We start from the raw sequence: 22147 nt of genomic DNA, 5'->3' as shown, positions 1-22147 counted from the left end.
GATCAGTCTTCACGGCGCAGGTGCGGGAAGAGGATGACGTCGCGGATGCTGGGGCTGTCGGTCAGCAGCATGACCAGGCGGTCGATGCCGATGCCGCAGCCGCCCGTCGGGGGCATGCCGTATTCCAGGGCGCGGATGTAGTCCGCGTCGTAGAACATGGCTTCTTCGTCGCCGGCGTCCTTGGCTTCGACCTGCGAGCGGAAGCGTTCGGCCTGGTCTTCGGGGTCGTTCAACTCCGAGAAGCCGTTGGCGATTTCGCGGCCGGTCATGAAGAGTTCGAAGCGCTCGGTGATGCCTTCGCGGGTATCGGAGGCGCGCGCCAGCGGCGAGACTTCGACCGGGTAGTCGATGATGTAGGTGGGGTTCCAGAGCTTGGCTTCGGCGGTCTCTTCGAACAGCGCCAGTTGCAGCGCGCCCAGGCCGGCGCGCGACAGCACGGGGCCGTCGGCGTCGGCGCCCAGCTTCTTCAGTTCGGCGCGCACGAACGCCGGGTCATCCAGCTGGGCCTGCGTGTAGCCGTCGGTGTACTTGAGGATGGCTTCGCAGATGGTCAGGCGGTCGAAGGGCTTGGACAGGTCAAGCTCGCGTTCCTGGTAGGTCAGGACGGCGCTGCCGCTGGCCGAGATGGCGGCCTGGCGGATCAGCTCTTCGGTGAAGTCCATGAGCCAGCGGTAGTCCGCGAAGGCTGCGTAGAACTCCATCATCGTGAATTCGGGGTTGTGACGCGGGCTGACGCCTTCGTTGCGGAAGTTGCGGTTGACTTCGAACACGCGTTCAAAGCCACCGACGATCAGGCGCTTGAGGTAGAGCTCGGGCGCGATGCGCAGGAACATTTCCATGTCCAGCGCATTGTGGTGCGTGACGAAGGGCTTGGCCGCCGCGCCGCCCGGGATCGGGTGCAGCATGGGCGTTTCGACTTCGAGGAAGCCCGCGTTCAGCATGAACTGGCGGATGCTGCCCACGGCCTTGCTGCGCGCTTCAAACGTGCGGCGCGTGGCGTCGGTCATGATGAGGTCGACATAGCGCTGGCGATAGCGCAGTTCCTGGTCGGCAACGCCGTGGAACTTGTCGGGCAGGGGGCGCAGCGACTTGGAAAGGAGGCGCGCGGACGCGGCGTGCACCGAGAGTTCGCCCTTGTTGGTCTTGAAGACCGACCCTTCGATCGCGATGATGTCGCCGATGTCCCATTGCTTGAACGCGGCGTAGACGTCTTCGCCGAGCGTGCCGCGGTCCAGGTAGATCTGGATGCGGCCGGTGCTGTCCTGCAGCGTGGCGAAGCTGGCCTTGCCCATGACGCGCTTGAGCATCATGCGGCCGGCGACCTTGACGGTGACGGCGGCGGCGGCCAGGGCTTCCTGCTCCTGGCCGTCGTACTTGTCATGCAGGGCCGCGGCGCGGGCGTCCGGGATGAAATCGTTGGGGTACGCGACCCCGGTTTCGCGCAGTTTGGCCAGCTTGGCGCGCCGTTCGGCGATCAAGCGGTTTTCATCCTGGGCGGGAGCCGGAGTGGTCGAGTGGTCGGTCATGGTCGGGGGATCAGTCGTAATTGCGGATGTCGTCGATTTCGGTCGTGCCGAAATCTTCGCGATCCAGGTAGGCGAGGATGCGGGAGGCTACGTTGGCGGGCGAGGACAGCTTGCCGGTGGCATGGAAGTCCTGGAACTTGGCCAGCGCGGGGAAGCTTTCGGGGTCGCTTGCGCGGATGGCAGCCTGCATGTCGGTGTCGACGATGCCGGGGGCCAGCGCGACGATGCGCGCGCCGTCGGCGCCTTGTTCCTGCTTGACGACGCGGGCGTGCATGTCGAGCGCAGCCTTGGTGGCGCAGTACACACCCCAGCCGGCGTTGGGGTTGCGGCCCGCGCCGGAGGAGATGTTCAGCACGCGGCGGTCGGCCTTGAGGTCGGCGACGGCGGCGAGGAAGCGCGCCGTGAGCAGCATGACGGCGGTGACGTTCAGGTTGAAGGCGGCGGTGATGGCCGCGCCGTCGGTGAGTTCGTCGGTGCGCGCCACGGGATGCACCGTGCCCGCGTTGTTGATCAGCAGATAGCGCTTGGCGTCGCGCGGGAGCGCGGCGCAGATGCGTTCAGCCGCGGATTCGGCCGCTTTCAGGTCCGAGAGGTCCACGGACAGTTGTTCCAGCTGCACATCCTGCGAGCGCGCGTGGGCGGCAAGCTCGGGGTCTTCGCGGCGCGCCAGCGTGATGAGGCGGGCGCCGGGTTTGACCAGGCCGCGCGCCATGGCGGCGCCGATGCCGCGGGAGGCGCCGGTGAGAATTGCAATGGTGTCGGACATTCGTGGACCTCTGGGTGCGTGAAAGCGGGAAGAATCGCGGAACTTAGACGTTTTGCTTCAGGCTGGCCTGGATGAAGGGATCCAGGTCGCCGTCCAGCACCTTCTGCGTGTTGGAGATTTCGACGTTCGTGCGCAGGTCCTTGATGCGGCTCTGGTCCAGCACGTACGAACGGATCTGATGGCCCCAGCCCACGTCGGTCTTGGAGTCTTCCAGCTTCTGCTGCTCGGCCATGCGGTTGCGCATTTCCAGTTCGTAGAGCTTGGACTTCAGCATCTGCATGGCTTCGGCGCGGTTGCGGTGCTGCGAACGGTCGTTCTGGCACTGCACGACGATGCCGGTGGGGATGTGCGTCAGACGCACGGCCGAGTCGGTCTTGTTGATGTGCTGGCCGCCCGCGCCCGAGGCGCGGTAGGTGTCGACGCGCAGGTCGGCGGGGTTCACTTCGACTTCGAAGGAATCGTCGACTTCCGGGTAGACGAAGACGCTGGCGAACGACGTGTGGCGGCCGCCCGACGAGTCGAAGGGGCTCTTGCGGACCAGGCGGTGCACGCCGGTTTCGGTGCGCAGGTAGCCGAAGGCGTAGTCGCCTTCGATCTTGATCGTGGCCGACTTGATGCCCGCGACTTCACCGTCGGATTCTTCAAGGATCTCGGCCTTGAAGCCCTTGCGTTCGGCGTACTTGAGGTACTGGCGCAGCAGCATCGACGCCCAGTCCTGCGCTTCCGTGCCGCCCGCGCCCGCCTGGATGTCCAGGAAGCAGTTCAGGGGATCGGCCGGATTGGAGAACATGCGGCGGAATTCCAGGGCTTCGAGCTTTTCCTGGAAGGCGTTGGCGTCCAGTTCGATCGCTTCGAGGGTGTCGCCGTCATCGTCGGCGGCGGCCATTTCGAAGAGTTCCTGGGAATCGGCCACGCCGGCGCCCAGGCTCGTCAGTGTTTCCACCACGTCCTCGAGCGATTTCTTTTCACGGCCCAGGTCCTGGGCGTGCTTGGGGTCGTTCCAGACGGCCGGGTCTTCGAGTTCGGCGTTTACGACCTGGAGGCGTTCAGCTTTGGCATCGTAGTCAAAGATACCTCCGTAGAGCCTGTTCGCGCTCCGCGTAGTCGGCGAGGCGGGCTGCGAGCTGGTTCTGACGTTCGGCTTCCATGATTGATCCTGTGATGACTTTTGTGCGAAACCTGGCATTTTACCGTGGTTGGACCGACTGCGCGGGCGCGCGGCGGCAGACGGGGGACGGGCCCGATTTCGGCCGCCCGGCGGCGCGGTTCCAAGTTGTTCAGTTTTTTGTCAACCCGACGGCTCTAGCCTTGGCGGGTGGCTGCGATGTCCCCGTTTGGGACCGCCGACCCCGAAAACGCCGGCCCCGCGCCGGCCTATCCCGCCAGAGGAATGGAGACAGAGATGGAAAACACGATGACCCCCGGGGTCTCGCCGGCGCTTGACGCCAGCGAAGAGGACCGGATCTACCGCAAGGTGGGCTGGCGGCTGGTGCCGCTGTTGGTGGTCTGCTATGTGGTGGCGTACCTGGACCGCGTCAACGTGGGGTTCGCCAAGCTGCAGATGCTGCAGGAACTGCAGTTCAGCGAGACGGTGTATGGGCTGGGCGCCGGGATTTTCTTCATCGGCTATTTCATCTTCGAGATTCCCAGCAACATCATCCTGCACAAGGTGGGGGCGCGGATCTGGATCGCCCGGATCATGATCACGTGGGGCATCATCTCGGCCTGCATGATGTTCGTGACCAGCGTGCATATGTTCTATCTGCTGCGCTTCCTGCTGGGCGCGGCCGAGGCCGGGTTCTTTCCCGGCATCATCCTGTATCTCACCTATTGGTATCCGGCCGCCCGGCGCGGCCGCATCACGACGTTCTTCATGACCGCGGTGCCGATGTCCGGCCTGATCGGCGGCCCGATCTCGGGATGGATCATGGCGACCTTCCACGGTGACCACGGCCTGTCGGGCTGGCAATGGCTGTTCCTGCTGGAGGGGATTCCGTCGGTGGTGATCGGCGTGCTGGTGCTGATCTATTTGGACGACCGCATCAACAAGGCCAAGTGGCTGACGGCCAATGAAAAGGCCGTGCTGATCCGCAATATCGCAGCCGAGGAGCAGCAGAAAGAGGATCCGCCGATCCGCGCCGCGCTGACCAAGCCGCGCGTGTGGGCGATGGCGCTGATCTATTTTTCGTTCGTGATGGGCCTGTACGGCGTGGGGTTCTGGATGCCGAGCCTCATCAAGAACACCGGGGTGCAGAGCCCGCTGGCGATTGGCCTGCTGACGGCGGTGCCCAACCTGTTCGCCGTGATCGGCATGATCCTGATCTCGCGCAATTCCGACCGGCAGCGCGAGCGCCGCTGGCACGTGGCCTTGCCTGCGCTGTTCGGCGCGGTGGGGCTGTTCCTGTCGGCGGTGTGGAGCGGTAACACCGTGCTGGCGATTCTGGCGCTGACGGTGGCCAACATCGGCATCTGCACGGTGCTGCCGCTGTTCTGGAGCCTGCCGACGGCGCTCCTGGGCGGCACGGCCGCCGCCGCGGGGATTGCGCTGATCAATTCGGTGGGGAACCTGGCCGGCTTTGTCAGCCCGTATCTGGTGGGCTGGCTGAAGGATATGACCGGGACGACGAACACCGGGCTGTACATGCTGGCCGGCTGCCTGGTGGCGGGTGCGCTGGTGGCGCTGGCGCAGCCGGCGAAGCTGGTGAATAAGTAACGTTGCGGGTGGACGGTGTCTGATGGGTGTCAGACACCGTCGCGCATTATCCGGCGTGTTCGATCACCAGCTGCACCGACACCATCCCGTTCCACACGTTCTGTTCCAGGCGGTACGCCGCCTGGATGTGTTCCGGCAGGGACTGGTCGTGGCCGAACCAGATGGCGTCGAAACGTTGGTGGCCGCGTTCCAGGGACAGCTTCAGGTGCTTTTCGCCGACCAGACGCTGGTTGCGCACGACGAATTCGTCCAGGAACAGGGGGGCGGCAAAGCCAGCGCCCCAGACCTGTTGCTGCAGCATGCCGGCCACGTCGGCGTTGGCGTAGCCGGTTTCCAGCGAGCCGTCGGTTTCGATGACGGGCTCGAAGGAATCGCGTCCGGTCAGCTCACGCACGGCGGCGTCGAAGGCGGGGGCGAACGCCGGGAAATCGGACTTGCCCAGCGTCAGGCCGGCCGCCATGGCGTGGCCGCCGAACTTGCGGATCAGGTCGGGATGGCGCTTGGATACGAGGTCCAGCGCATCGCGCAGGTGCACGTCCGGGATCGAACGGCCGGAGCCGCGAATCTCGTCGTCGCCCGCCGGCGCGAAGGCCAGGGTGGGGCGCCAGAATTTTTCCTTCAGTCGTGAGGCGACCAGTCCCACCACGCCCTGATGCCAGCCCGGGTCGAACACGCAGACGGTGGCGCCGGAGGCGGCGTCGGGCGCTTCCATGGCGGCCAGCGCCTGCTCGCGCATCTCGGCTTCGATCGTGCGGCGTTCGCGGTTGATGTTGTCCAGCTCGCGCGCCATTTCCAGCGCCTGCGCCTCATCGTCCGTGGTCAGGCAGGCGATGCCCAGGCTCATGTCGGCCAGACGACCGGCGGCGTTGATGCGCGGACCCAGCGCGAAGCCCAGGTCGAAGCCATTGGCGCTGCGCGGCTCGCGGCCAGCGACGGCAAAGAGCGCGCGCAGTCCCGGTTGCAGACGGCCGCTGCGCATGCGCTGCAGGCCCTGCGTGACCAGGAGGCGATTGTTGGCGTCCAGTTTGACGACGTCGGCCACCGTGCCCAGCGCAACCAGATCGGACAGCGCGTCCAGGCGCGGTCCGCCGTCCGGCGCGTAGACGCCGCGGCGGCGCAGTTCGGCGCGAAGCGCCAGCATCATGTAGAAGATGACGCCCACGCCGGCCAGGTTCTTGGACGGAAAGCCGCAGCCGGGCTGATTGGGGTTCACGATGGCCAGCGCGTCCGGCAGGGTGTCGCCCGGCAGGTGGTGGTCGGTGATGACCACGCCGATGCCGGCGTCGTTGGCCGCGGCCACGCCGTCGACGCTGGCGATGCCGTTGTCGACCGTGATGATGATGTCGGGCTTGCCCGCGCGGTGGCGGCAGGCCAGTTCGACCACGGCCGGGGAAAGGCCGTACCCGGTCTCGAAACGATTAGGCACCAGGAAGTCGACGTCGGCGCCCATTGCGGACAGCGCGCGCAGGCCGACGGCGCAGGCGGTGGCGCCGTCGCAATCGTAGTCGGCCACGATCAGCAGCTTTTTGCCGGCCTGGATGGCGTCGGCCAGGACGGCGGCCGCGTGGGCCGAATGGGTCAATCCAGCCGGCGGCAGCAAGGACGGCCAGGCGAGGCGGGTCTGGTCCGGATGCGTCACGCCGCGCGCGGCCCACAGACGGGCCAGCAGGGGGTGAATGCCGGAGGATTCGAGGACGTGGCAGGCGGCCAGATCGGCCGGACGGATGGTTAAGCGGGGTGAGACCACCAGGCGCTCCAGTTCTTCTTGGGCGCGGGCAGCAAGCCAAGCAGGCCCCCGCGCGGTTTCAGGTCAAGGGCGGCCTTGCGGTCATCGCCCAGCAGCAGCAGTTGCACCGGCGTGGCGGGCAGGCCTTTGGCGGCGGCCAGCGGACGCAGATGCTGCGTATCGAGTTCGGTCAGCGCGTCGAGCCACGCGGCCCAGTCGCCGGCGCGTTGCGGCGCGTCCAGTTGCGTCAAGACTTGCGCCGGGCCGGCGGGCGCCGACGTCCAGGGCGTGCCGCCGCCATACAGCCACAGCGCATTGACGGGCGGCAGGCCGCGGGCGGCCCGGACGTCGTTGACCGGGTGTTCGTGCCACGCCATCTGGATTTCGTTCAGCAGGCGCCGCCACGGGCGCGTTTCGGCATCCTGGCGCCACCAGTCGTTCAGGCGCTTTCCGGCCACGGCCAACGGACTGGCGGTCTGGGGGCGCAGGTCCGCCGGCAGGCGCAGGCGCCAGCGCTGCGGCGACAGCGGCTCGACCGAGAATCCGGTGCCTTCGAAGATAGGGCGCGCAGTGTCGAGCAGGGCGGCCGTTTCCGATTCGGTCAGGTCCATCGAATCCGGATCCAGCAGCGACGCCTGATCCGCGCCCAGCGCAAGGTGGACCAGTTCGCATAGCCAGACGGGTTCGTCAGCCTGTGTGTGGGATTGTTGCCCGGCCAGCAGCGGGCCGAGCCCGGCGCTTTGCAGCAGGCCAGGTTCGGGCGCATACCCGGCGCGCTCCAGCTGCCACGATTCGAAGGCGGTGCAACCGTGGGCGCGCAGGTCGTAGGCCTGGGGGCGAGCGGTCGCAGCCTGTAGCCAGCCGTGCAGGGTGGGCGCGCGCTCGGGCAGAAGCTTGGCCAGTTCGGCGGCGACGGGAAGGGCGGGCAAGGCGCCCGGAATGACGATCAGCATGGCGGCGATTGTAGTCCGCGCCGGGATGGGGAACTTAGCGCCGCGGCCAACTGCCATACGTTGTCACGCCTGGTCTAGGATCCGCACATCCGCGGGGCGATTTACGGGCGGTTAATGCAATAATGCGCACGTGCTGAAAATACCCTACGAACTATGGATCGGCGCCCGCTATGCGGGGCTTGCCCGGATCCGCCAGCGACGCGGCCGCCGCGATCGCTTCATCTCCTTCATTGCCGCCAGTTCCATGGCGGGCATCGCGCTGGGCGTCGCCGCCCTCATCGTGGTGCTGTCCGTGATGAACGGGTTCCAGAAAGAAGTGCGCGACCGCATGTTGTCGGTGCTGCCGCACATCGAACTCTATCTTCCCGGCGCATCGCCCGAACGGGTGCTTGAGCAGTGGCAGCAGTTTGCCACCGCCGCCGAGCGCAATCCCGAGGTCAAGGCCGGCGCGCCCTTCGTGGCGGCGCAGGGCATGCTGGTCCGGGGGCAGGCGTTGCGCGGTGTGCAGGTGCGGGGCATCGACCCCGCCACCGAGGGCAACGTGTCGGACCTGCCGCGCCAGATGGTGTCCGGCAAGCTGACAGACCTGAAACCCGGCGGCTTCGGCGTCGTGCTGGGCAACGAGCTGGCCGACGGCATGGGTGTCAAAGTCGGCGACACGCTGCTGATGATGGCGCCGCAGGGCTCGATCAGCCCGGCCGGGTTTGCCCCGCGCATGCGCCAGTTCACCGTGGTGGGCGTGTTCTCGTCGGGCCACTACGAATACGATTCCTCGCTGGCGTTCGTGGACAACGAAGATGCGGCGCGCGTCTTCCGCGAAAGCGGCACGGCCGGCGTGCGTCTGCGCATTGCCGACATGCAGAAAGCCCCCGAAGTGGCGGCCGAACTGCGCAACGTCCTGCCGCCGTACGTCATGGCCAGCGACTGGTCGCGCAACAACCGCACGTGGTTCGCCGCGGTGCAGACCGAAAAGCGCATGATGTTCCTGATCCTGGCGCTGATCGTGGCCGTGGCGGCGTTCAACCTGCTGTCCTCGCTGGTCATGGCCGTCAAGGACAAGCAGTCCGACATCGCCATCCTGCGCACGCTGGGCGCGGGTCCCGGGGAAGTGGCCCGCATCTTCCTGGTGCAAGGTGCGCTGATCGGCGTGATCGGCACCTTGCTGGGCGTGGCTGGCGGCATTGCTATTGCCTATAACGTGGACGTGATCGTGCCGTTCATCGAACGCATGCTGGGCGTGCATTTCCTGCCGCGCGAAATCTACTTCATCAGCGCGCTGCCGTCCGATCCTCAGGTGGGCGACATCGTCACCATCGGCGTGACCTCGCTGGTGCTGTCGCTGCTGGCGACCTTGTATCCGAGCTGGCGCGCCTCGCGCCTGCAACCCGCACAGGTGCTGCGCCATGATTGATACCCCGACGCAGAAACCGCAGTCCGGCACGACGCCGGCGCTGCAGGCCGAAAACATCGTCAAGGTCTACGACGAAGGCCCCGCCCGGATCGAAGTGCTCAGCAATGTCAGCCTGTCCGTCGCGCGCGGCGAGATGGTCGCCATCGTGGGCGCGTCGGGATCCGGCAAAAGCACCTTGCTGCACATTCTGGGGCTGCTCGACGTCCCGACCAGCGGCTCGGTTTCGGTTGACGGCCAGGTGGGCATCGGGCTGTCCGAGTCCAAGAAAAGCGCGGTGCGCAACCGCAGCCTGGGCTTCGTCTACCAGTTCCACCACCTGCTGGCCGAGTTTTCGGCGCTGGACAACGTGGCGATGCCGCTGATCGTGCGCCGCGAGAACCGCGACAAGGCCCGCGAGGCGGCACGAGAAGTGCTCGGATTGGTCGGCCTTTCCGCCCGGGAAGGGCACTTTCCCGGCCAGTTGTCCGGCGGCGAACGGCAGCGCGTGGCGCTGGCGCGCGCGCTGGTGACGCGGCCGGTGTGCGTGCTGGCGGACGAGCCCACGGGCAACCTGGACCGGCACACTGCCCACAACATGTTCGAACTGCTGACGCGGGTGAACCAGGAGTCGGGCACGGCATTTGCGATCGTCACCCACGATCCCGAGCTTGCCGCCCGCGCCGACCGTCAGTTGCTGATGGAAAACGGCCGCCTGGTGTCAGGCTAGCCCGGTCCGCAGCGAAAGCCGTCAGCGCGGGTCCGCGCGACGGCCGCGGGGCGGATAATCCGCATAAGGAGGACACGCCCATGCTCATCGACACCCATTGCCATCTGGACGCCGCTGAATTCGATGCCGATCGCACCGAGGTCGCGGACCACGCCGCCCATGCGGACGTCCAGGCCATCGTGATCCCTGCCATCGAGCGCGCCAATTTCGCGGTCGTGCGCGACCTGGCCGCCAGCATCGCCGGCGGCGCGTATGCGCTGGGCATCCACCCGCTGTACGTCGCGCGCGCCGACGACGGCGATCTGGACGTGCTGCGACAGACCATCAAGGAATCCCTGGGCGATCCGCGCTTTGTCGCCATCGGCGAAATCGGGCTGGACTTCTTCGTGCCGGAGATCGCGTCCGGCCCGCCGCGCGAACGTCAGGAACGGTTCTACGCTGCGCAACTGGACATGGCCGTGGAGTTCGGCCTGCCCGTGCTGCTGCACGTGCGTAAATCCCAGGACATCCTGCTGAAGTACCTGCGCCGCCATCCGCGCATCGGCGGCATCGCGCATGCGTTCAATGGCAGCGCGCAGCAGGCGCAGGCCTTCATCGACCATGGCTTTGCGCTGGGAATGGGCGGCGCGATGACGTTCGAGCGGGCGCTGCAGATTCGCCGCCACGCGGTGGATGTCGGGCTGGAGCATCTGGTGCTGGAGACCGACGCGCCGGACATTCCGCCCGCCTGGCTGCATGAACCCGATCGGCGCAATCGTCCCGGCGAACTGGCGCGCATTGCGCAGGTGCTGGCGGAACTGCGCGGCATCACGCCGGCGCAGGTGGCGCACGCCACCACCGCGAACGCGATGCGGGTGTTGCCGAGGTTGCCGGCAGCGATACTGGCCGACGCGGATTGACCCGTCGGAATTCGTGGCATTGAGTTCGGGTTATGGGAACACCGTCATCACGTTCTGATGCGGCACGCGGTTCGTGGCGTCACCCCGCAGCAGGGCGCGCCGCGGTGGCCGATAGCAACGGCAGATCCATGCGCACGCTCAAGCCGTGCGGGGCGACGTTGCGGGCCGATATCGATCCTTTATGCGCGGCGATCGCGGCCTGCGCGATGGAAAGACCCAGTCCCGCGCCGCCGCCCGGCGTGTTGGCGGTGCTGGCAGAGCCCGCGCGATAGAACGGTTCAAATAGCGACGCCAGCTCCTGCGTGGCGACGCCCGGGCCGCGGTCTTCGATCTCCAGGCTGGCTTCGCTGGCGCTCGTCAGAAGCCGCACACGGATGACGCTGTGCGCAGGCGCAAAGCGCAGGGCGTTGCGCAGCACGTTCTCGATGGCGCTGGCCAGGCTGGCGCGGTCGCCGGCGATGAGAATCGGCGCGGGCGTGTCCCAATCGATCTGCAGATGCCGCCCCTCGGCCTCATAGCGGGCATCGTCCACGACGCCGGCCACCACGTCCGACAGGTCCAGCGGATCGGTCGGCACGGGCAACGCACCCACGCGGGCAAGCCGCAGCGTGTTGCCCACCAGGGCGTCCAACCGCTCGCATTCGCGTTCGATGCGGTCAAGCTGCAGATCCCGGCGTTCGTCGTTGCGCCGCGCCAGTTCGGAAGCCAGGCGCAGGCGCGCAAGCGGTGACCGGAGTTCATGCGCCACGTTGTGCAGCAGTTGTTCGCGCGTATCGACCAGCGCTTTCAGACGCACGGCCATCGCGTCGAAGTCGCGCGCCAGCAGGCCAAGTTCGTCCTGGCGCGTGGCGAGCTTCGGCGGTGTTTGTGTATCCAGTTGCCCTGCCGCCAGGGCGTGCGTGGTCTCGCGCAATTGTGCCAGCGGCGCGGTGATGTGGCGCGTCAATGCCCAGCAGAAGGGCGCAGTCACCGCCAGCGCGAACAGCAGCAGCGCCAGCGCAACGGGCGACAGCGCCAGCACCTCCCAGCGCGACGAGTCGAACGGCAGGAACAACATCAGCAGTTCCGAGCCGTCCGGCAGGATCAGGATCTGCGGCTCCCACCACGACACGCGTTCACCTGCGGGATCGGCCGGCACATAGTCGGACTGCGGCGACCGGTCAGGCGCGGCGCGGTACGCCACCAGCCAGTCATACAGACGCGTGGGCAGGCGCCGGCCCAGGATCTCCTGGTCCTGCGCGTCCAGGACGTAGATCTTCAGCGCCGAGTAGTTGTCGTCCATGGCGCGAACCCAGCGTTCCAGGCCTTCTGCGCCCTGCGTGCGCGCGACCTGCGCGGCGTCGCGTGTGAGGTTGCCGGGATTCAGGCCATCCAGCGAGTTGAAGCGGTACCAGGCCACCGACGCCGTCAGCACCATGCCGCAGACCAGGATGACCGCCATGGCGCCCCAGAACGTCAGGAACGCGCGCCAGAAGAGCGAACGGGCAGGCAGCAACGTCATCACGCAGCGCCCGCCAGCACGTAGCCCAAGCCGCGCAGATTGCGGATGGACAGCGTGTCGGCGTGTTGATCCAGGCGCAGCTTCTTGCGCAGGCTGCTGATGTGCGTGTCGATGCTGCGGTCGTAGCGGTCCGGGGCTCGGCCCAACGCGTACAGGCCGATCTGGTCGCGCGCGATCACCTGGCCGGGCGTGCGCATCAGGATTTCCAGGATGCGCTGTTCGGCGCCGGTCAGCATCACTTCGTCGGCGCCCATGCGCGCGCGGCCGGTGGCCGGGTCCAGCGACAGGGCGCCCAGGCTCAGCGACGGACTGGCAGGGACGGGCGTTTCCTCGAAGCGGCGCAGCACGGCCGTGACGCGCGCCTTGAGTTCACGCGGGCTGAAGGGCTTGGCCAGGTAATCGTCGGCGCCGAACTCCAGACCCAGCACGCGGTCGGTCTCGCCGCCGTGCGCGGTGAACATGATGACCGGGCGGCGCGAGCGCTGGCGATAGTGCTTGAGCAGATCCAGCCCATTGCCGTCGGGCAGCATCAGATCAAGCAGCACCAGGTCGAAATCGTCCTGCGCCAGCAAGGACAAGCCTTGCGAGCCGGTATGCGCCAGCGTCAGCTGGCATTGATGGGGTTCCAGGTATTCGCGCAGCATCTGCGCCAGCTCGACATCGTCGTCGATCAGCAGGATGCGGCGCGCCACCGCTGAATGAGTGAAAGGCATGCGTGTTGGGCGTCGAGCATCCGGCAGTTTGGCCGAACGCTGCGCGCCGGAGTGTCAAGAAGTGCAAAGAAGATAAAAGTTGCGGAAAGCGTGTTGCGGCGTGCTGCAAGCCCCAATTCTAATATGAGAATGGTTTTCATTAATAAGTGGGAGCCGGGCAGCGCAGCGCGTGGGGCGCAGAGCGAACCGGGGACGGGAGAAGTTGGAATCATGAGCAGGAAAGATCTGGCCGCCGGCCAGCGTATCAGCGCGTCGCGCACGCAACTGGCCGCCGCCTTGTGCGCCGCGGGTTTCGGCCTGGGGCCGTCCGCCGTCTGGGCGCAGGCCGCGGACGCCACCACGACGATGGACACGGTGGTCGTGACGGCCAGCGGTTTCGAGCAACGCATCCAGGATGCGCCGGCCTCGATCAGCGTCATCACCCGTGAAGATCTGGACAAGAAGTTCTACCGCGACCTGAACGACGCGCTGGTGGAAGTGCCCGGCGTCATCGTCACGGGCGGCGGCGACCGCCAGGACATCAGCCTGCGCGGCATGGGGCCGAAGTACACGCTGATCCTGATCGACGGCAAGCGCCAGAGCTCGCGCGAAACCCGCACCAACTCGGACTCGACGGGCGTGGAGGGCGGCTGGACGCCGCCGCTGTCGGCCATCGAGCGCATTGAAGTGGTGCGTGGCCCGATGTCGTCGCTGTACGGGTCTGACGCCATGGGCGGGGTGATCAACATCATCACGCGCAAGGTGCCCGACGAATGGCACGGCGAAATCCGCATGGATACGACGATCCAGGAGAGCAGCAAGTCGGGTGACATCTACCAGGGCAACTTCTACTTGGCCGGCCCGATCAAGAACGACCTGCTGGGCCTGCAGATCTACGGCCAAGCCACGCAGCGCGACGAAGACAACATCTACAACGGCTACCGCAAGCGCAACGCCGAAAGCGTGACCGCCAAGCTGGCGCTTACGCCCAACCGCGATCACGACATCGTGCTGGAAGCGACCACGATGCGTCAGAAGTTCCAGGACACCCTGGGCAAGACGGTCGAGCCGCTGCCGCCTGGCACGGCCTGCCCGCGCACGGGCTGCCCCGCGTCGTCCGAAACCGATTACCGCAGCAGCAAGTGGGCGTTGTCGCACACCGGCCGCTGGGGTTGGGGCGTGTCCGACAGCTATGTGCAGCAGGAAGAGTTCGACAACCGCTCTCGCCAGATGAAGATCAAGAATCTGGACCTGCAGACCAGCTGGTCGCTGCCGCTGGGTTCGCACATGCTGACGCTGGGCGGCAGCTATTTGAACCAGCGCCTGCATGACCAGAACGGCAACCAGTTGGAGGGCGGCCCCAACAAGGTGGAACGGTATCAGTGGGCACTGTTCGCCGAAGACGAGTGGCGCCTGACCGAAAGCTTTGCCGTCACGACCGGCCTGCGCATGGACGAGGACGAGAATTTCGGCAGCCACTTCAGCCCCCGCCTGTACGGCGTGTGGCACATGGCCGAACGCTGGACCCTGAAGGGCGGCGTGTCCACCGGCTTCCGCGCGCCGGACCTGCGCCAGACCGTGGCCGGCTGGGGTCAGACCAGCCGCGGCGGCAACATGTACGGCAACCCGGACCTGACGCCCGAAAAGTCGGTGACCCAGGAAATCGGCCTGCTGTATGACGACGGCGAAGGCATGAGCGCCGGCGTCACGCTGTTCAACAACGACTTCAAGGACAAGATCACCCGCGTGGCTTGCCCCTTGTCGCAGTGCACGGACGGTCCCAACCAATTCGGTTCGGATCCCACCACGTACATGAACGTGGACAAGGCCGTGTCGCGCGGCGTGGAAGCCAGCCTGAAGCTGCCGCTGGCCGCCGACTGGTCGATGACCAGCAGCTATACGTTCACGAAGTCCGAGCAGAAGTCCGGCCAGTACAAGGGCGAGCCGCTCAACCAGTTGCCCAAGCATCTGTTCACGACCACGGTCAATTGGCAGCCGTCCGACGCGCTGCAGGCGTGGGCGCGCGTGAACTTCCGCGGCCGCGAAAGCCAGCCCACCACGGGCCCGTCGTCGGACGCGCTGGTCGCGCCGTCCTACACGTTCGTGGACCTGGGCGGTTCGTACGCCGTCAACAAGACCGTGTCGGTGTATGCCGGCATCTACAACCTGTTCGACAAGCAGGTCGCCTACGACGACTTCGGCTATGTCGAAGACGGCCGCCGTTACTGGCTGGGCGTGGGCGTGAAGTTCTGAATTATGACGGGGCGCCGTTGGCGTCCCACCACAGAGAGGTTTGCATGAACAATGGAAAACAGGCGGGCGCCGCCCGCCGCTGGGCAACCCGGGCCGGCGTGGCGCTGGCACTGAGCGCCGCGGCCGCCGTGAGCGCCGCGCAGTCCACCACGCCGGTCAAGCACGCACGCGGCGAAACCGCCGTGCCGGCCAATCCGTCCAAGACGATCGTGCTGGATCTGGCCGTACTGGACACCCTGCACTCGCTAGGCGTGGACCCCATCGGCGTGCCCAGCGCCGCCAAGCTGCCGCCGCAGCTCAGCCAGTTCGCCGACAAGCGGTATCTGAAGGCGGGCACGATGTTCGAGCCCAACTACGAAGTCATCCACGCCGCTGCGCCGCAAGTCATCTTCGTGGCCGGCCGCTCCGCGCCCAAGTACGACGAGCTGTCCAAGATCGCACCGACCGTGGACCTGACGGTCGACGCCAAGGATCTGGTCGGCAGCGTCCGGCGCAACACCGAAACGCTGGCCGCACTGTACGGCAAAGAAGGCGTGGCCAAGGAGAAGCTGGCCGCGCTGGACGCGTCCATCGCTTCGTTGAAAGGCAAGGCCGCCAACGCCGGCACCGCGTTGATCGTGCTGACGACCGGCGGCAAAATGAGCGCCTACGGTCCGGGCTCGCGCTTTGGCGTGATCCACGACGCCTTCGGCGTGAAGCCTGCAGCGACGGGCCTGAACGTGTCCAACCACGGCCAGGCGATTTCGTTCGAGTTCATTGCCCAGACCGATCCGGACTGGCTGTTCGTGATCGACCGCGACGCCGCCATCGGCCGCGAAGGCGTGTCGGCGCAGCGCATGCTGGATAACGAATTGGTGCGTCCGACCAAGGCGTGGAAGAACCAGCGCGTGGTCTACCTGAACGGCTTCAACTGGTATCTGCTCGGCAGCGCGGGCCTGACGGCCATGCAGCAGAACGTGGATCAGATCGCCGCGGCGTTGTCGCAAGGAAAGTAAGCAGCATGCAAGACGGGAAGGGCTGCCGGTGAACTGGCGGCGCGCAATCAGCGGGTGGGGTGGCCTGACGGCCGTGGTGGTGGTGTTGCTGCTGTTGTGCGTGGCCAGCATCAGCCTGGGCGCGGGCCAGATGCATTGGGCCGCGCTATGGAACGGGGGCGAAGAGGGCGAGCGCGCGTGGCGGCTGCTGCTGGTCAGCCGCGTCCCGCGCACCCTTGCCCTGCTGCTGGCAGGCACGGCGCTGGCGGTTGCCGGTCTCATCATGCAGATGCTGGTGCGCAACCGCTTTGTGGAGCCCACGACGGCCGGCACCGTCGAATCCGCCACTCTCGGCATCCTGGTCGTCACCTTGCTGGCGCCCGATACGTCCGTGATCGGCAAGATGGTGACGGCCACGGGTTTTGCGCTGGCGGGCACCTTGCTGTTTCTGGCGCTATTGCGCCGCGTGCCGCTGCGCACGCCATTCATCGTGCCGCTGATCGGATTGATCCTGGGTGGCGTGATCCAGGCGGTCACCACCTTCATGGCGTATCGCTTCGACCTGTTGCAGTCCCTGCATGCGTGGACCACCGGCGACTTCTCCGGCGTGCTGCGCGGCAGGTATGAACTGCTGTGGATCGGCTTTGCGCTGGCGTGCGCCGCGTATGCCGCCGCCGACCGTTATACGGTGGCGGGCATGGGCCGCGAGTTTGCGTCCAACCTGGGACTGAACCATGCGCGGCTGACGCTGGTCGGCCTGTTGATCGTTTCCGCCATCTCGGCTGTCGTTGTCGTAACGGCCGGCAGCATTCCGTTCCTGGGCCTCATCGTGCCCAATGCCGTCAGCCTGGTGCTGGGCGACAACATGCGACGCGCCATTCCGTGGGTCGCATTGCTGGGCGGCGTGTTCGTGCTGGCCTGCGACATCATCGGCCGGCTGGTCATCCACCCTTACGAGATTCCCATCGGCACCGTGGTGGGCGTGCTGGGCAGCATCCTGTTCCTGTGGCTGCTGCGCACGCGGAGGAACCGCCTTGGCTGAAGTCTCTTCGCTTTCCCGCGTGGCCGCACGCCCGCCGCAGACATGGCGTCTTGCCGCGCTGGGCGCCGGTGCGCTGCTCTGCATCGTCGCCTTCATGACGCTGGGCGCGAACGGCCAGTGGTCGTTCGTCATTCCCTTTCGCGGCGGCAAGCTGCTGGCCATGCTGCTGGTGGCGTATGCGGTGGCGGTGTCGTCCGTGCTGTTCCAGACCATCACGCACAACCGGATCCTTACACCCGCCATCATGGGCTTCGACGCCCTATACCTGCTGATCCAGGCCGTGGTGGTGTTCGGCTTCGGGCAGGCGGCGGCGACTGCCAATCATCCGGTCGCCGCATTCCTGCTGGAAGTGTGCGCGATGACCGCGTTCGCGTGCCTGCTGTTCCGCTGGCTGTTCTCCGACGCCGTGCGCAGCCTGCATTTGATGATGCTGGTGGGCATCATCTTCGGACTGCTGTTTCGCAGCCTGTCGAGCTTCGTGGTGCGGCTGATCGATCCGAATGAATTCCTGGTGCTGCAGGACCGCATGTTCGCCAGTTTCAATTCGGTGCGCGTGGAGTTGCTGCCAATCGCTTTTGGGGCAGTCTGGGCCGCGTCGCTTTTCGTTTGGCGCATGCGCCGGCGCTACGACGTGCTGGCGCTGGGGCGCGATATGGCATTGAACCTGGGCGTGAACTATCGCCGCACGCTGATGGTGACCCTGGCGGCGATCGCGGTGCTGGTGTCCGTCTCGACGGCGCTGGTCGGTCCCGTGACGTTCTTTGGTCTGCTGGTCAGCAACCTGGCGTACCAAGCCATGGGATCGGACAGGCATCGGTACACGGTGCCGGCCGCGACACTGCTCAGCGTCATCTTCCTGGTGGGCGGCCAGACGCTGTTGGAGCGCGTGTTGGGGCTGAACACTACGGTGAGCGTGGTGATTGAATTCGTGGGCGGCGTGATGTTTCTCGTCCTGATCTTGCGCAGGGGGCGCCGATGATAGAAATCCAGAACGTCAGCAAGCAGTACGGCGACACCGTCGTGATCGACGATGTCAGCCTTGACCTGCCGGCCGGCGGCGTCACCGCCATCATCGGGCCGAACGGGGCGGGCAAGTCGACGTTGCTGTCGATGGTGAGCCGGCTGCTGCCGATGAGCGCGGGCCGCGTGCTGGTGGAAGGCCTGGACGTCACGCGCGCCGACAGCCGGGAACTGGCGCGGCGCCTGGCCATCCTGCGCCAGGATAACCACCTGCCGCTGCGGCTGACGGTGAAAGACCTGGTGGCGTTTGGCCGCTACCCGCACACGGGCGGGCGGCTGACGATGGATGACAAGGTCCACATCGACCAGGCCATTGCGTACCTGAACCTGGAGCCGCTCGCGGACCGCTATCTGGACGAGATGTCCGGCGGCCAGCGCCAGCGCGCGTTCGTGGCGATGGTGCTGTGCCAGGACACGCGCTACGTGCTGCTCGACGAGCCCTTGAACAGCCTGGACATGAAGCATGCCGTCGCCATGATGGGCACCTTGCGGCGCGCGGCTGATGAACTGGGCAAGACGGTGGTGCTGGTGCTGCACGACATCAACTTTGCGTCCAGCTACGCGGACCGCATCGTGGCAATGCGGCAGGGGCGGATCGCCCGGCACGGCACGCCGGCGGAATTGATCCGGCCCGACGTGCTGAGCGATCTGTACGAACTGCCGATCGACGTGCATGAGATCGGCGGCAAGCGCATCTGCGTGTACTACCGCTGAGGCGGGGCGCCCCACTGCAGGGCGCCCGCCGGATCGAACCGCTTACTGCGTCAGATCGATCGCATAACGCGACAGCTGCGTCACGGGATCGGGCGTGGCATCAAACACCGACACGTTGGTCACGTCATGCGCCGTGGCCATCGCCAGCGTGCCCGGCACCGACGAAAACACCACCGGTCCGGCCAGCGAACTGACCTGCGCGAAACGCCAGCTGCGGTCCAGGCCGTAGGTGGCCAGGTCGAGCGTGGGGTTCTTCTTGATGTAGCTGATCAACACGTCGCGGCTGGCGTCCGGCGCCTGCAGCACGATGTCGCCCTTGCCGCCGGCCAGGCCGGGGAAGTCGCCGCCACCGCTGGCGCGGTAGTTGTTGGTCACCACCAGGAATTGCGCATTCAGATCCAGCGGCGTGCCGTTGTACGTCAGCGCCGTGATGCGCGAGCCCTTCGGCTTGGTCACGTCGATTTCATACTGCAGCGCATTGCCGGCCGCATACAGCACGTCGAAGTTGAACGTCGGAAAGCCGGTGTCGATCAGATCCTGCGGCGCGACCTGTGCGGGGTCGATCTGCTTGAACTGCTCGGCCGTCTTTTCCAGCCATTGGCGCACGATGTCGCCGCTGACCCGCACGACTTGCAGCGTGTTGGGGTACAGGTACAGGTCGGCCGCGTTGTTGATCGCGACGTTGCCTTGCTTCACATACGTGAAGTCGCCGGGACCGTTGCGCCCGCCCTTGAACGGCGCGGCGGCCGACAGGATCGGCAGGCCCGCGTACGACGGGCTGTTCTTGGCGATGTAGTCCGTCAGGTAATCGATCTGCGCCATGTTCACGATCTGCAGCGCGGACACGTCGCCGGCCAACGCGTAGTACGTGGCCATGTCGAACTGGCTCTGGCCGATCGGCGTCTTCACGTAGTCGATCGTCGCGGCGTGCTCGGCTTGAACCAGCTGCTGTGCGGCCGCGTCGGGCGCCACGTAGGTCGCCGGCGTGGATCCGCTTTGCGCGGTCAGGCGCGTGGAGATGCGCTGCACCTGCGTCGCCTCCTTCTGCACCTTCCAGCCCTGGTCATACGCGAGCTTCAGCGTGATCTGGCCGAGGTTGTTGCCCCACTGGCCGGCCTGCACGGTCGGCACGCCATTGATCAGGCCCTTTGCCAGCTCGACACCGGGTTGCCCCGCGAACTGCGATTTCTCGTTCGTGTCGGGGAACAGCAGATGCTGGTGGCCCGTGATGAGCGCGTCGATGCCGGGCACGTGGCTGAGATAGCCCGCGCCGTTCTCCATGTCGGGGCTGTAGGGCGTGGCCAGGTCGATGCCGCCGTGCGCCAGCGCCACCACCAGGTCCGCGCCCGCGGCCTTCATTTCCGGCACGTAGCGCGCCGCGGTCTCCTTCCAGCCCGTGACTTCCACGTGGCCTTCCAGATTCGCCTTGTCCCACTGCATGATGGGCGGCGGTGCGAAGCCGATCACGCCCACCTTGAGCGGCACGTCGATGGACTTGCCCGCGCTGTTGGTGGCGGTGAAGGTCTTTTCCAGCAGCACATAAGGCTTGAAGATCGGCTGCTTGGAGGCCGCCGAGACGACGTTGGCCGACACGAACGGGAACGCCGGCGCCGCGCAATCCTTGGCGCCCGCCGGGTTGGTCTGCGCCGTGCCCTTGGTGATGCCGGCCAGACCGAAGTCCACATTGGTGATCTGCGACAGATAGGGCAGGCCGTAGTTGAACTCGTGATTGCCCATCGTGGCCGCGTCGTACGACAGCAGCTTCATCTGCTTGTAGATCGCGATCATGTCGGAACACTGCACCGGCGACACCAGCGCCTGGTAGTCCGACAGCGCCGTGCCCTGCACCGTGTCGCCGTTGTCCAGCAGCAGCGTGTTCGGATACTGCTTGCGCGCATTGGCGATCAGCGTGGCCGTGCGGTCCATGCCGTAGCTCTTGTCCTCGGCGAGCTTGTAGTAGTCGTAACCCAGCACATTGGCGTGCAGGTCGGTCGTGCCCAGGATCGCGAGGTCCAGCGTCGTGCCTTGGGGCACGCTGGCCTGCGGCGGGGTCTCGGGCGCGGTGGTGTCGTCGTCATCGTCATCGCCGCCGCAGGCGGACAGGCCGGCCACCAGCGCAAAGCTGGCGGTCACTGCAAAGATCTTGCGTAGGTTTGGCTTCACCGTCTTTCCTCCGTGTTGAAGGGAGGAATTTTGGGGACGGTGTGTGACCTACCCGTGACATGCACGGGGTCAAATCAACGAAGCGGGGATTCCCGAGTCAGGCAATCCGCGTCCAGCGCCGCCAGCGCATCGAGGAACCGCCATGCGAAAGAGCCCGGCCCGTCGGCATGTGGCGCGGCGCGCTCGCCTGCGATGCCAAAGCACGACAGCGCGGCCACCGCCGCCATATAGGGATCGTCTTTCGATACGGCGGCAAAGACGCCGACCACCGCGCTGAGCGCGCAGCCGGTGGCGGTCACGCGTGGCATCAGCGGCGACCCGCCCGCAATACGTACCGCGCGCGTGCCGTCCGTGACGTAATCGACTTCGCCGGTGACCGCCACCACGCTCTTGCGGCGCGCGGCGATGTCGTGGGCTGACTGCTCGGCCTGCGCCACGGCGTCGCGGGCGTCCACGCCCTTGCCGGCGCTGTGGCCGCCGGCCAAGGCGATGATCTCGGATGCGTTGCCCCGGATGATGGCGGGTTCAAGGTCCAGCAGTTGTTGGATGGCATCGCGGCGAAAGGCGGTGGCGTGATGCGCCACGGGATCCAGGACCCAGGGGGTGCCGGCTTCTGCCGCGGCTTGCGCGGTCAATAGCATGCTGCGCAGCCAAGGCGAAGACAGCGTGCCGATGTTGATGACCACCGCGCCGGCGAAGCGGGCGAACTCGGGCGCCTCTTCCTCGGCGTGCACCATCGCGGGCGATGCGCCGATGGCGAGCACCGCATTGGCCGCGTAGTTCATGGAGACGAAATTGGTCAGGCACTGCACCAGCGGGGCGTCGCGGCGGACGGCGGCGAGGAGGTCCTGGGACTGGCGGGCGAGGGAATGCAGGTCGGGATGCGTCATGCCGGGCGGTCTCGGGGCGTGGGACGCGCATGCGGAGGCACACGCACCATCCCTACGCCAGCGTTATCTGGATCAGGTTCGACGGGTCGCCGTGCATCGCCTGCCATGGCAATGGCAGACCAACGGATTCTCAGCTTCTTGGCGAAGCTCCCCGGGTGGATGGCGTATGTTCCCGGCGGAACCCGGGAGGTGTCAAGC

18 protein-coding genes and 1 riboswitch are annotated in these 22147 nt (G+C 66.5%); of the genes, 9 read left to right on the top strand and 9 right to left on the bottom strand.

Annotated features, from left to right (window positions below):
- Positions 1–2: 2 nt before the first annotated feature.
- From lysS to prfB, 3 genes are all read right to left on the bottom strand, one after another.
- Positions 3–1526 carry a lysine--tRNA ligase gene (gene lysS / locus B3098_RS25295; RefSeq protein WP_286899767.1) on the bottom strand — a complete coding sequence of 508 codons (1524 nt, stop codon included), beginning with the start codon at positions 1524–1526 and terminating at the stop codon, positions 3–5.
- 10 nt (positions 1527–1536) lie between these two features.
- Positions 1537–2292 (bottom strand): SDR family oxidoreductase, encoded by a 756-nt coding sequence (locus B3098_RS25290; RefSeq protein ID WP_286899765.1) that lies wholly within the window; start codon positions 2290–2292, stop codon positions 1537–1539.
- Between the two features lie 43 nt (positions 2293–2335).
- A protein-coding gene (prfB, locus tag B3098_RS25285) for a peptide chain release factor 2 (RefSeq protein ID WP_175138336.1) occupies positions 2336–3440 on the bottom strand; the annotation gives its coding sequence in 2 pieces (ribosomal slippage) (positions 2336–3358 and positions 3360–3440; 1104 coding nt in all).
- Positions 3441–3694: 254 nt separating this feature from the next.
- On the opposite strand from prfB, the gene B3098_RS25280 reads away from it, so the two are divergent.
- Entirely contained in the window at positions 3695–5005 is a 1311-nt protein-coding gene (locus B3098_RS25280) for an MFS transporter (protein WP_286899764.1), read from the top strand.
- 46 nt (positions 5006–5051) lie between these two features.
- On the opposite strand, the gene recJ is transcribed toward B3098_RS25280, so the two are convergent.
- Both recJ and B3098_RS25270 read right to left on the bottom strand, forming a co-directional pair.
- Positions 5052–6752 (bottom strand): single-stranded-DNA-specific exonuclease RecJ, encoded by a 1701-nt coding sequence (recJ, locus tag B3098_RS25275; RefSeq protein ID WP_286899762.1) that lies wholly within the window; start codon positions 6750–6752, stop codon positions 5052–5054.
- Complete coding sequence (locus B3098_RS25270) at positions 6734–7684, bottom strand: hypothetical protein (protein WP_286899759.1); 951 nt, start codon at positions 7682–7684, stop codon at positions 6734–6736. Before B3098_RS25270 ends, recJ begins: the two co-directional genes overlap by 19 nt.
- A gap of 130 nt (positions 7685–7814) precedes the next feature.
- Between B3098_RS25270 and B3098_RS25265 the strand changes: the two genes are divergently transcribed.
- The 3 genes from B3098_RS25265 (at position 7815) to B3098_RS25255 (ending at position 10700) form a co-directional block, all read left to right on the top strand.
- Complete coding sequence (locus B3098_RS25265; protein WP_056318935.1) at positions 7815–9095, top strand: lipoprotein-releasing ABC transporter permease subunit; 1281 nt, start codon at positions 7815–7817, stop codon at positions 9093–9095.
- Positions 9088–9801: an ABC transporter ATP-binding protein gene (locus B3098_RS25260; protein WP_279972135.1), complete on the top strand. Its 714-nt coding sequence runs from the start codon at positions 9088–9090 to the stop codon at positions 9799–9801. Before B3098_RS25265 ends, B3098_RS25260 begins: the two co-directional genes overlap by 8 nt.
- Positions 9802–9881: 80 nt before the next feature.
- Positions 9882–10700, top strand: coding sequence for a TatD family hydrolase (locus B3098_RS25255; protein WP_175123379.1), 819 nt, complete (start codon positions 9882–9884; stop codon positions 10698–10700).
- 79 nt (positions 10701–10779) lie between these two features.
- On the opposite strand, the gene B3098_RS25250 is transcribed toward B3098_RS25255, so the two are convergent.
- Positions 10780–12201: an ATP-binding protein gene (locus B3098_RS25250; protein ID WP_286899753.1), complete on the bottom strand. Its 1422-nt coding sequence runs from the start codon at positions 12199–12201 to the stop codon at positions 10780–10782.
- Positions 12201–12914, bottom strand: a complete 714-nt coding sequence (locus B3098_RS25245) for a response regulator transcription factor (protein WP_175138330.1) — start codon at positions 12912–12914, stop codon at positions 12201–12203. Before B3098_RS25245 ends, B3098_RS25250 begins: the two co-directional genes overlap by 1 nt.
- Before the next feature lie 210 nt (positions 12915–13124).
- Here B3098_RS25245 and B3098_RS25240 point away from each other — a divergent pair, with 210 nt between their 5' ends.
- From B3098_RS25240 to B3098_RS25220, 5 genes are all read left to right on the top strand, one after another.
- On the top strand, positions 13125–15146 hold the full coding sequence (locus B3098_RS25240) for a ligand-gated channel protein (RefSeq protein ID WP_286899751.1): 2022 nt from the start codon (positions 13125–13127) through the stop codon (positions 15144–15146).
- Positions 15147–15190: 44 nt separating this feature from the next.
- The gene (locus tag B3098_RS25235; protein ID WP_279972127.1) at positions 15191–16141 is read left to right on the top strand and encodes a siderophore ABC transporter substrate-binding protein; all 951 of its coding nucleotides are present in this window, start codon (positions 15191–15193) and stop codon (positions 16139–16141) included.
- Positions 16142–16169: 28 nt separating this feature from the next.
- Complete coding sequence (locus B3098_RS25230; RefSeq protein WP_279972126.1) at positions 16170–17162, top strand: ABC transporter permease; 993 nt, start codon at positions 16170–16172, stop codon at positions 17160–17162.
- Positions 17163–17256: 94 nt separating this feature from the next.
- Positions 17257–18141 carry an iron chelate uptake ABC transporter family permease subunit gene (locus B3098_RS25225; RefSeq protein ID WP_279972316.1) on the top strand — a complete coding sequence of 295 codons (885 nt, stop codon included), beginning with the start codon at positions 17257–17259 and terminating at the stop codon, positions 18139–18141.
- The gene (locus B3098_RS25220; RefSeq protein WP_286899742.1) at positions 18138–18896 is read left to right on the top strand and encodes an ABC transporter ATP-binding protein; all 759 of its coding nucleotides are present in this window, start codon (positions 18138–18140) and stop codon (positions 18894–18896) included. The genes B3098_RS25225 and B3098_RS25220 overlap by 4 nt, the downstream gene beginning before the upstream one ends.
- A gap of 42 nt (positions 18897–18938) precedes the next feature.
- On the opposite strand, the gene B3098_RS25215 is transcribed toward B3098_RS25220, so the two are convergent.
- Together B3098_RS25215 and thiM are read right to left on the bottom strand one after the other, a co-directional pair.
- On the bottom strand, positions 18939–21059 hold the full coding sequence (locus B3098_RS25215) for a 5'-nucleotidase C-terminal domain-containing protein (RefSeq protein WP_286899740.1): 2121 nt from the start codon (positions 21057–21059) through the stop codon (positions 18939–18941).
- Between the two features lie 74 nt (positions 21060–21133).
- The gene (gene thiM, locus B3098_RS25210; protein WP_286899739.1) at positions 21134–21949 is read right to left on the bottom strand and encodes a hydroxyethylthiazole kinase; all 816 of its coding nucleotides are present in this window, start codon (positions 21947–21949) and stop codon (positions 21134–21136) included.
- 31 nt (positions 21950–21980) lie between these two features.
- Positions 21981–22113: riboswitch (TPP riboswitch) on the bottom strand.
- Between the last annotated feature and the right edge of the window lie 34 nt (positions 22114–22147).

It is taken from the genome of Achromobacter sp. UBA2119 (assembly GCF_002331005.1).
In the GTDB taxonomy this organism is placed as follows: Bacteria; Pseudomonadota; Gammaproteobacteria; order Burkholderiales; family Burkholderiaceae_B; genus Achromobacter; species Achromobacter animicus.
This window is presented reverse-complemented; position numbering and strand designations above follow the sequence as displayed.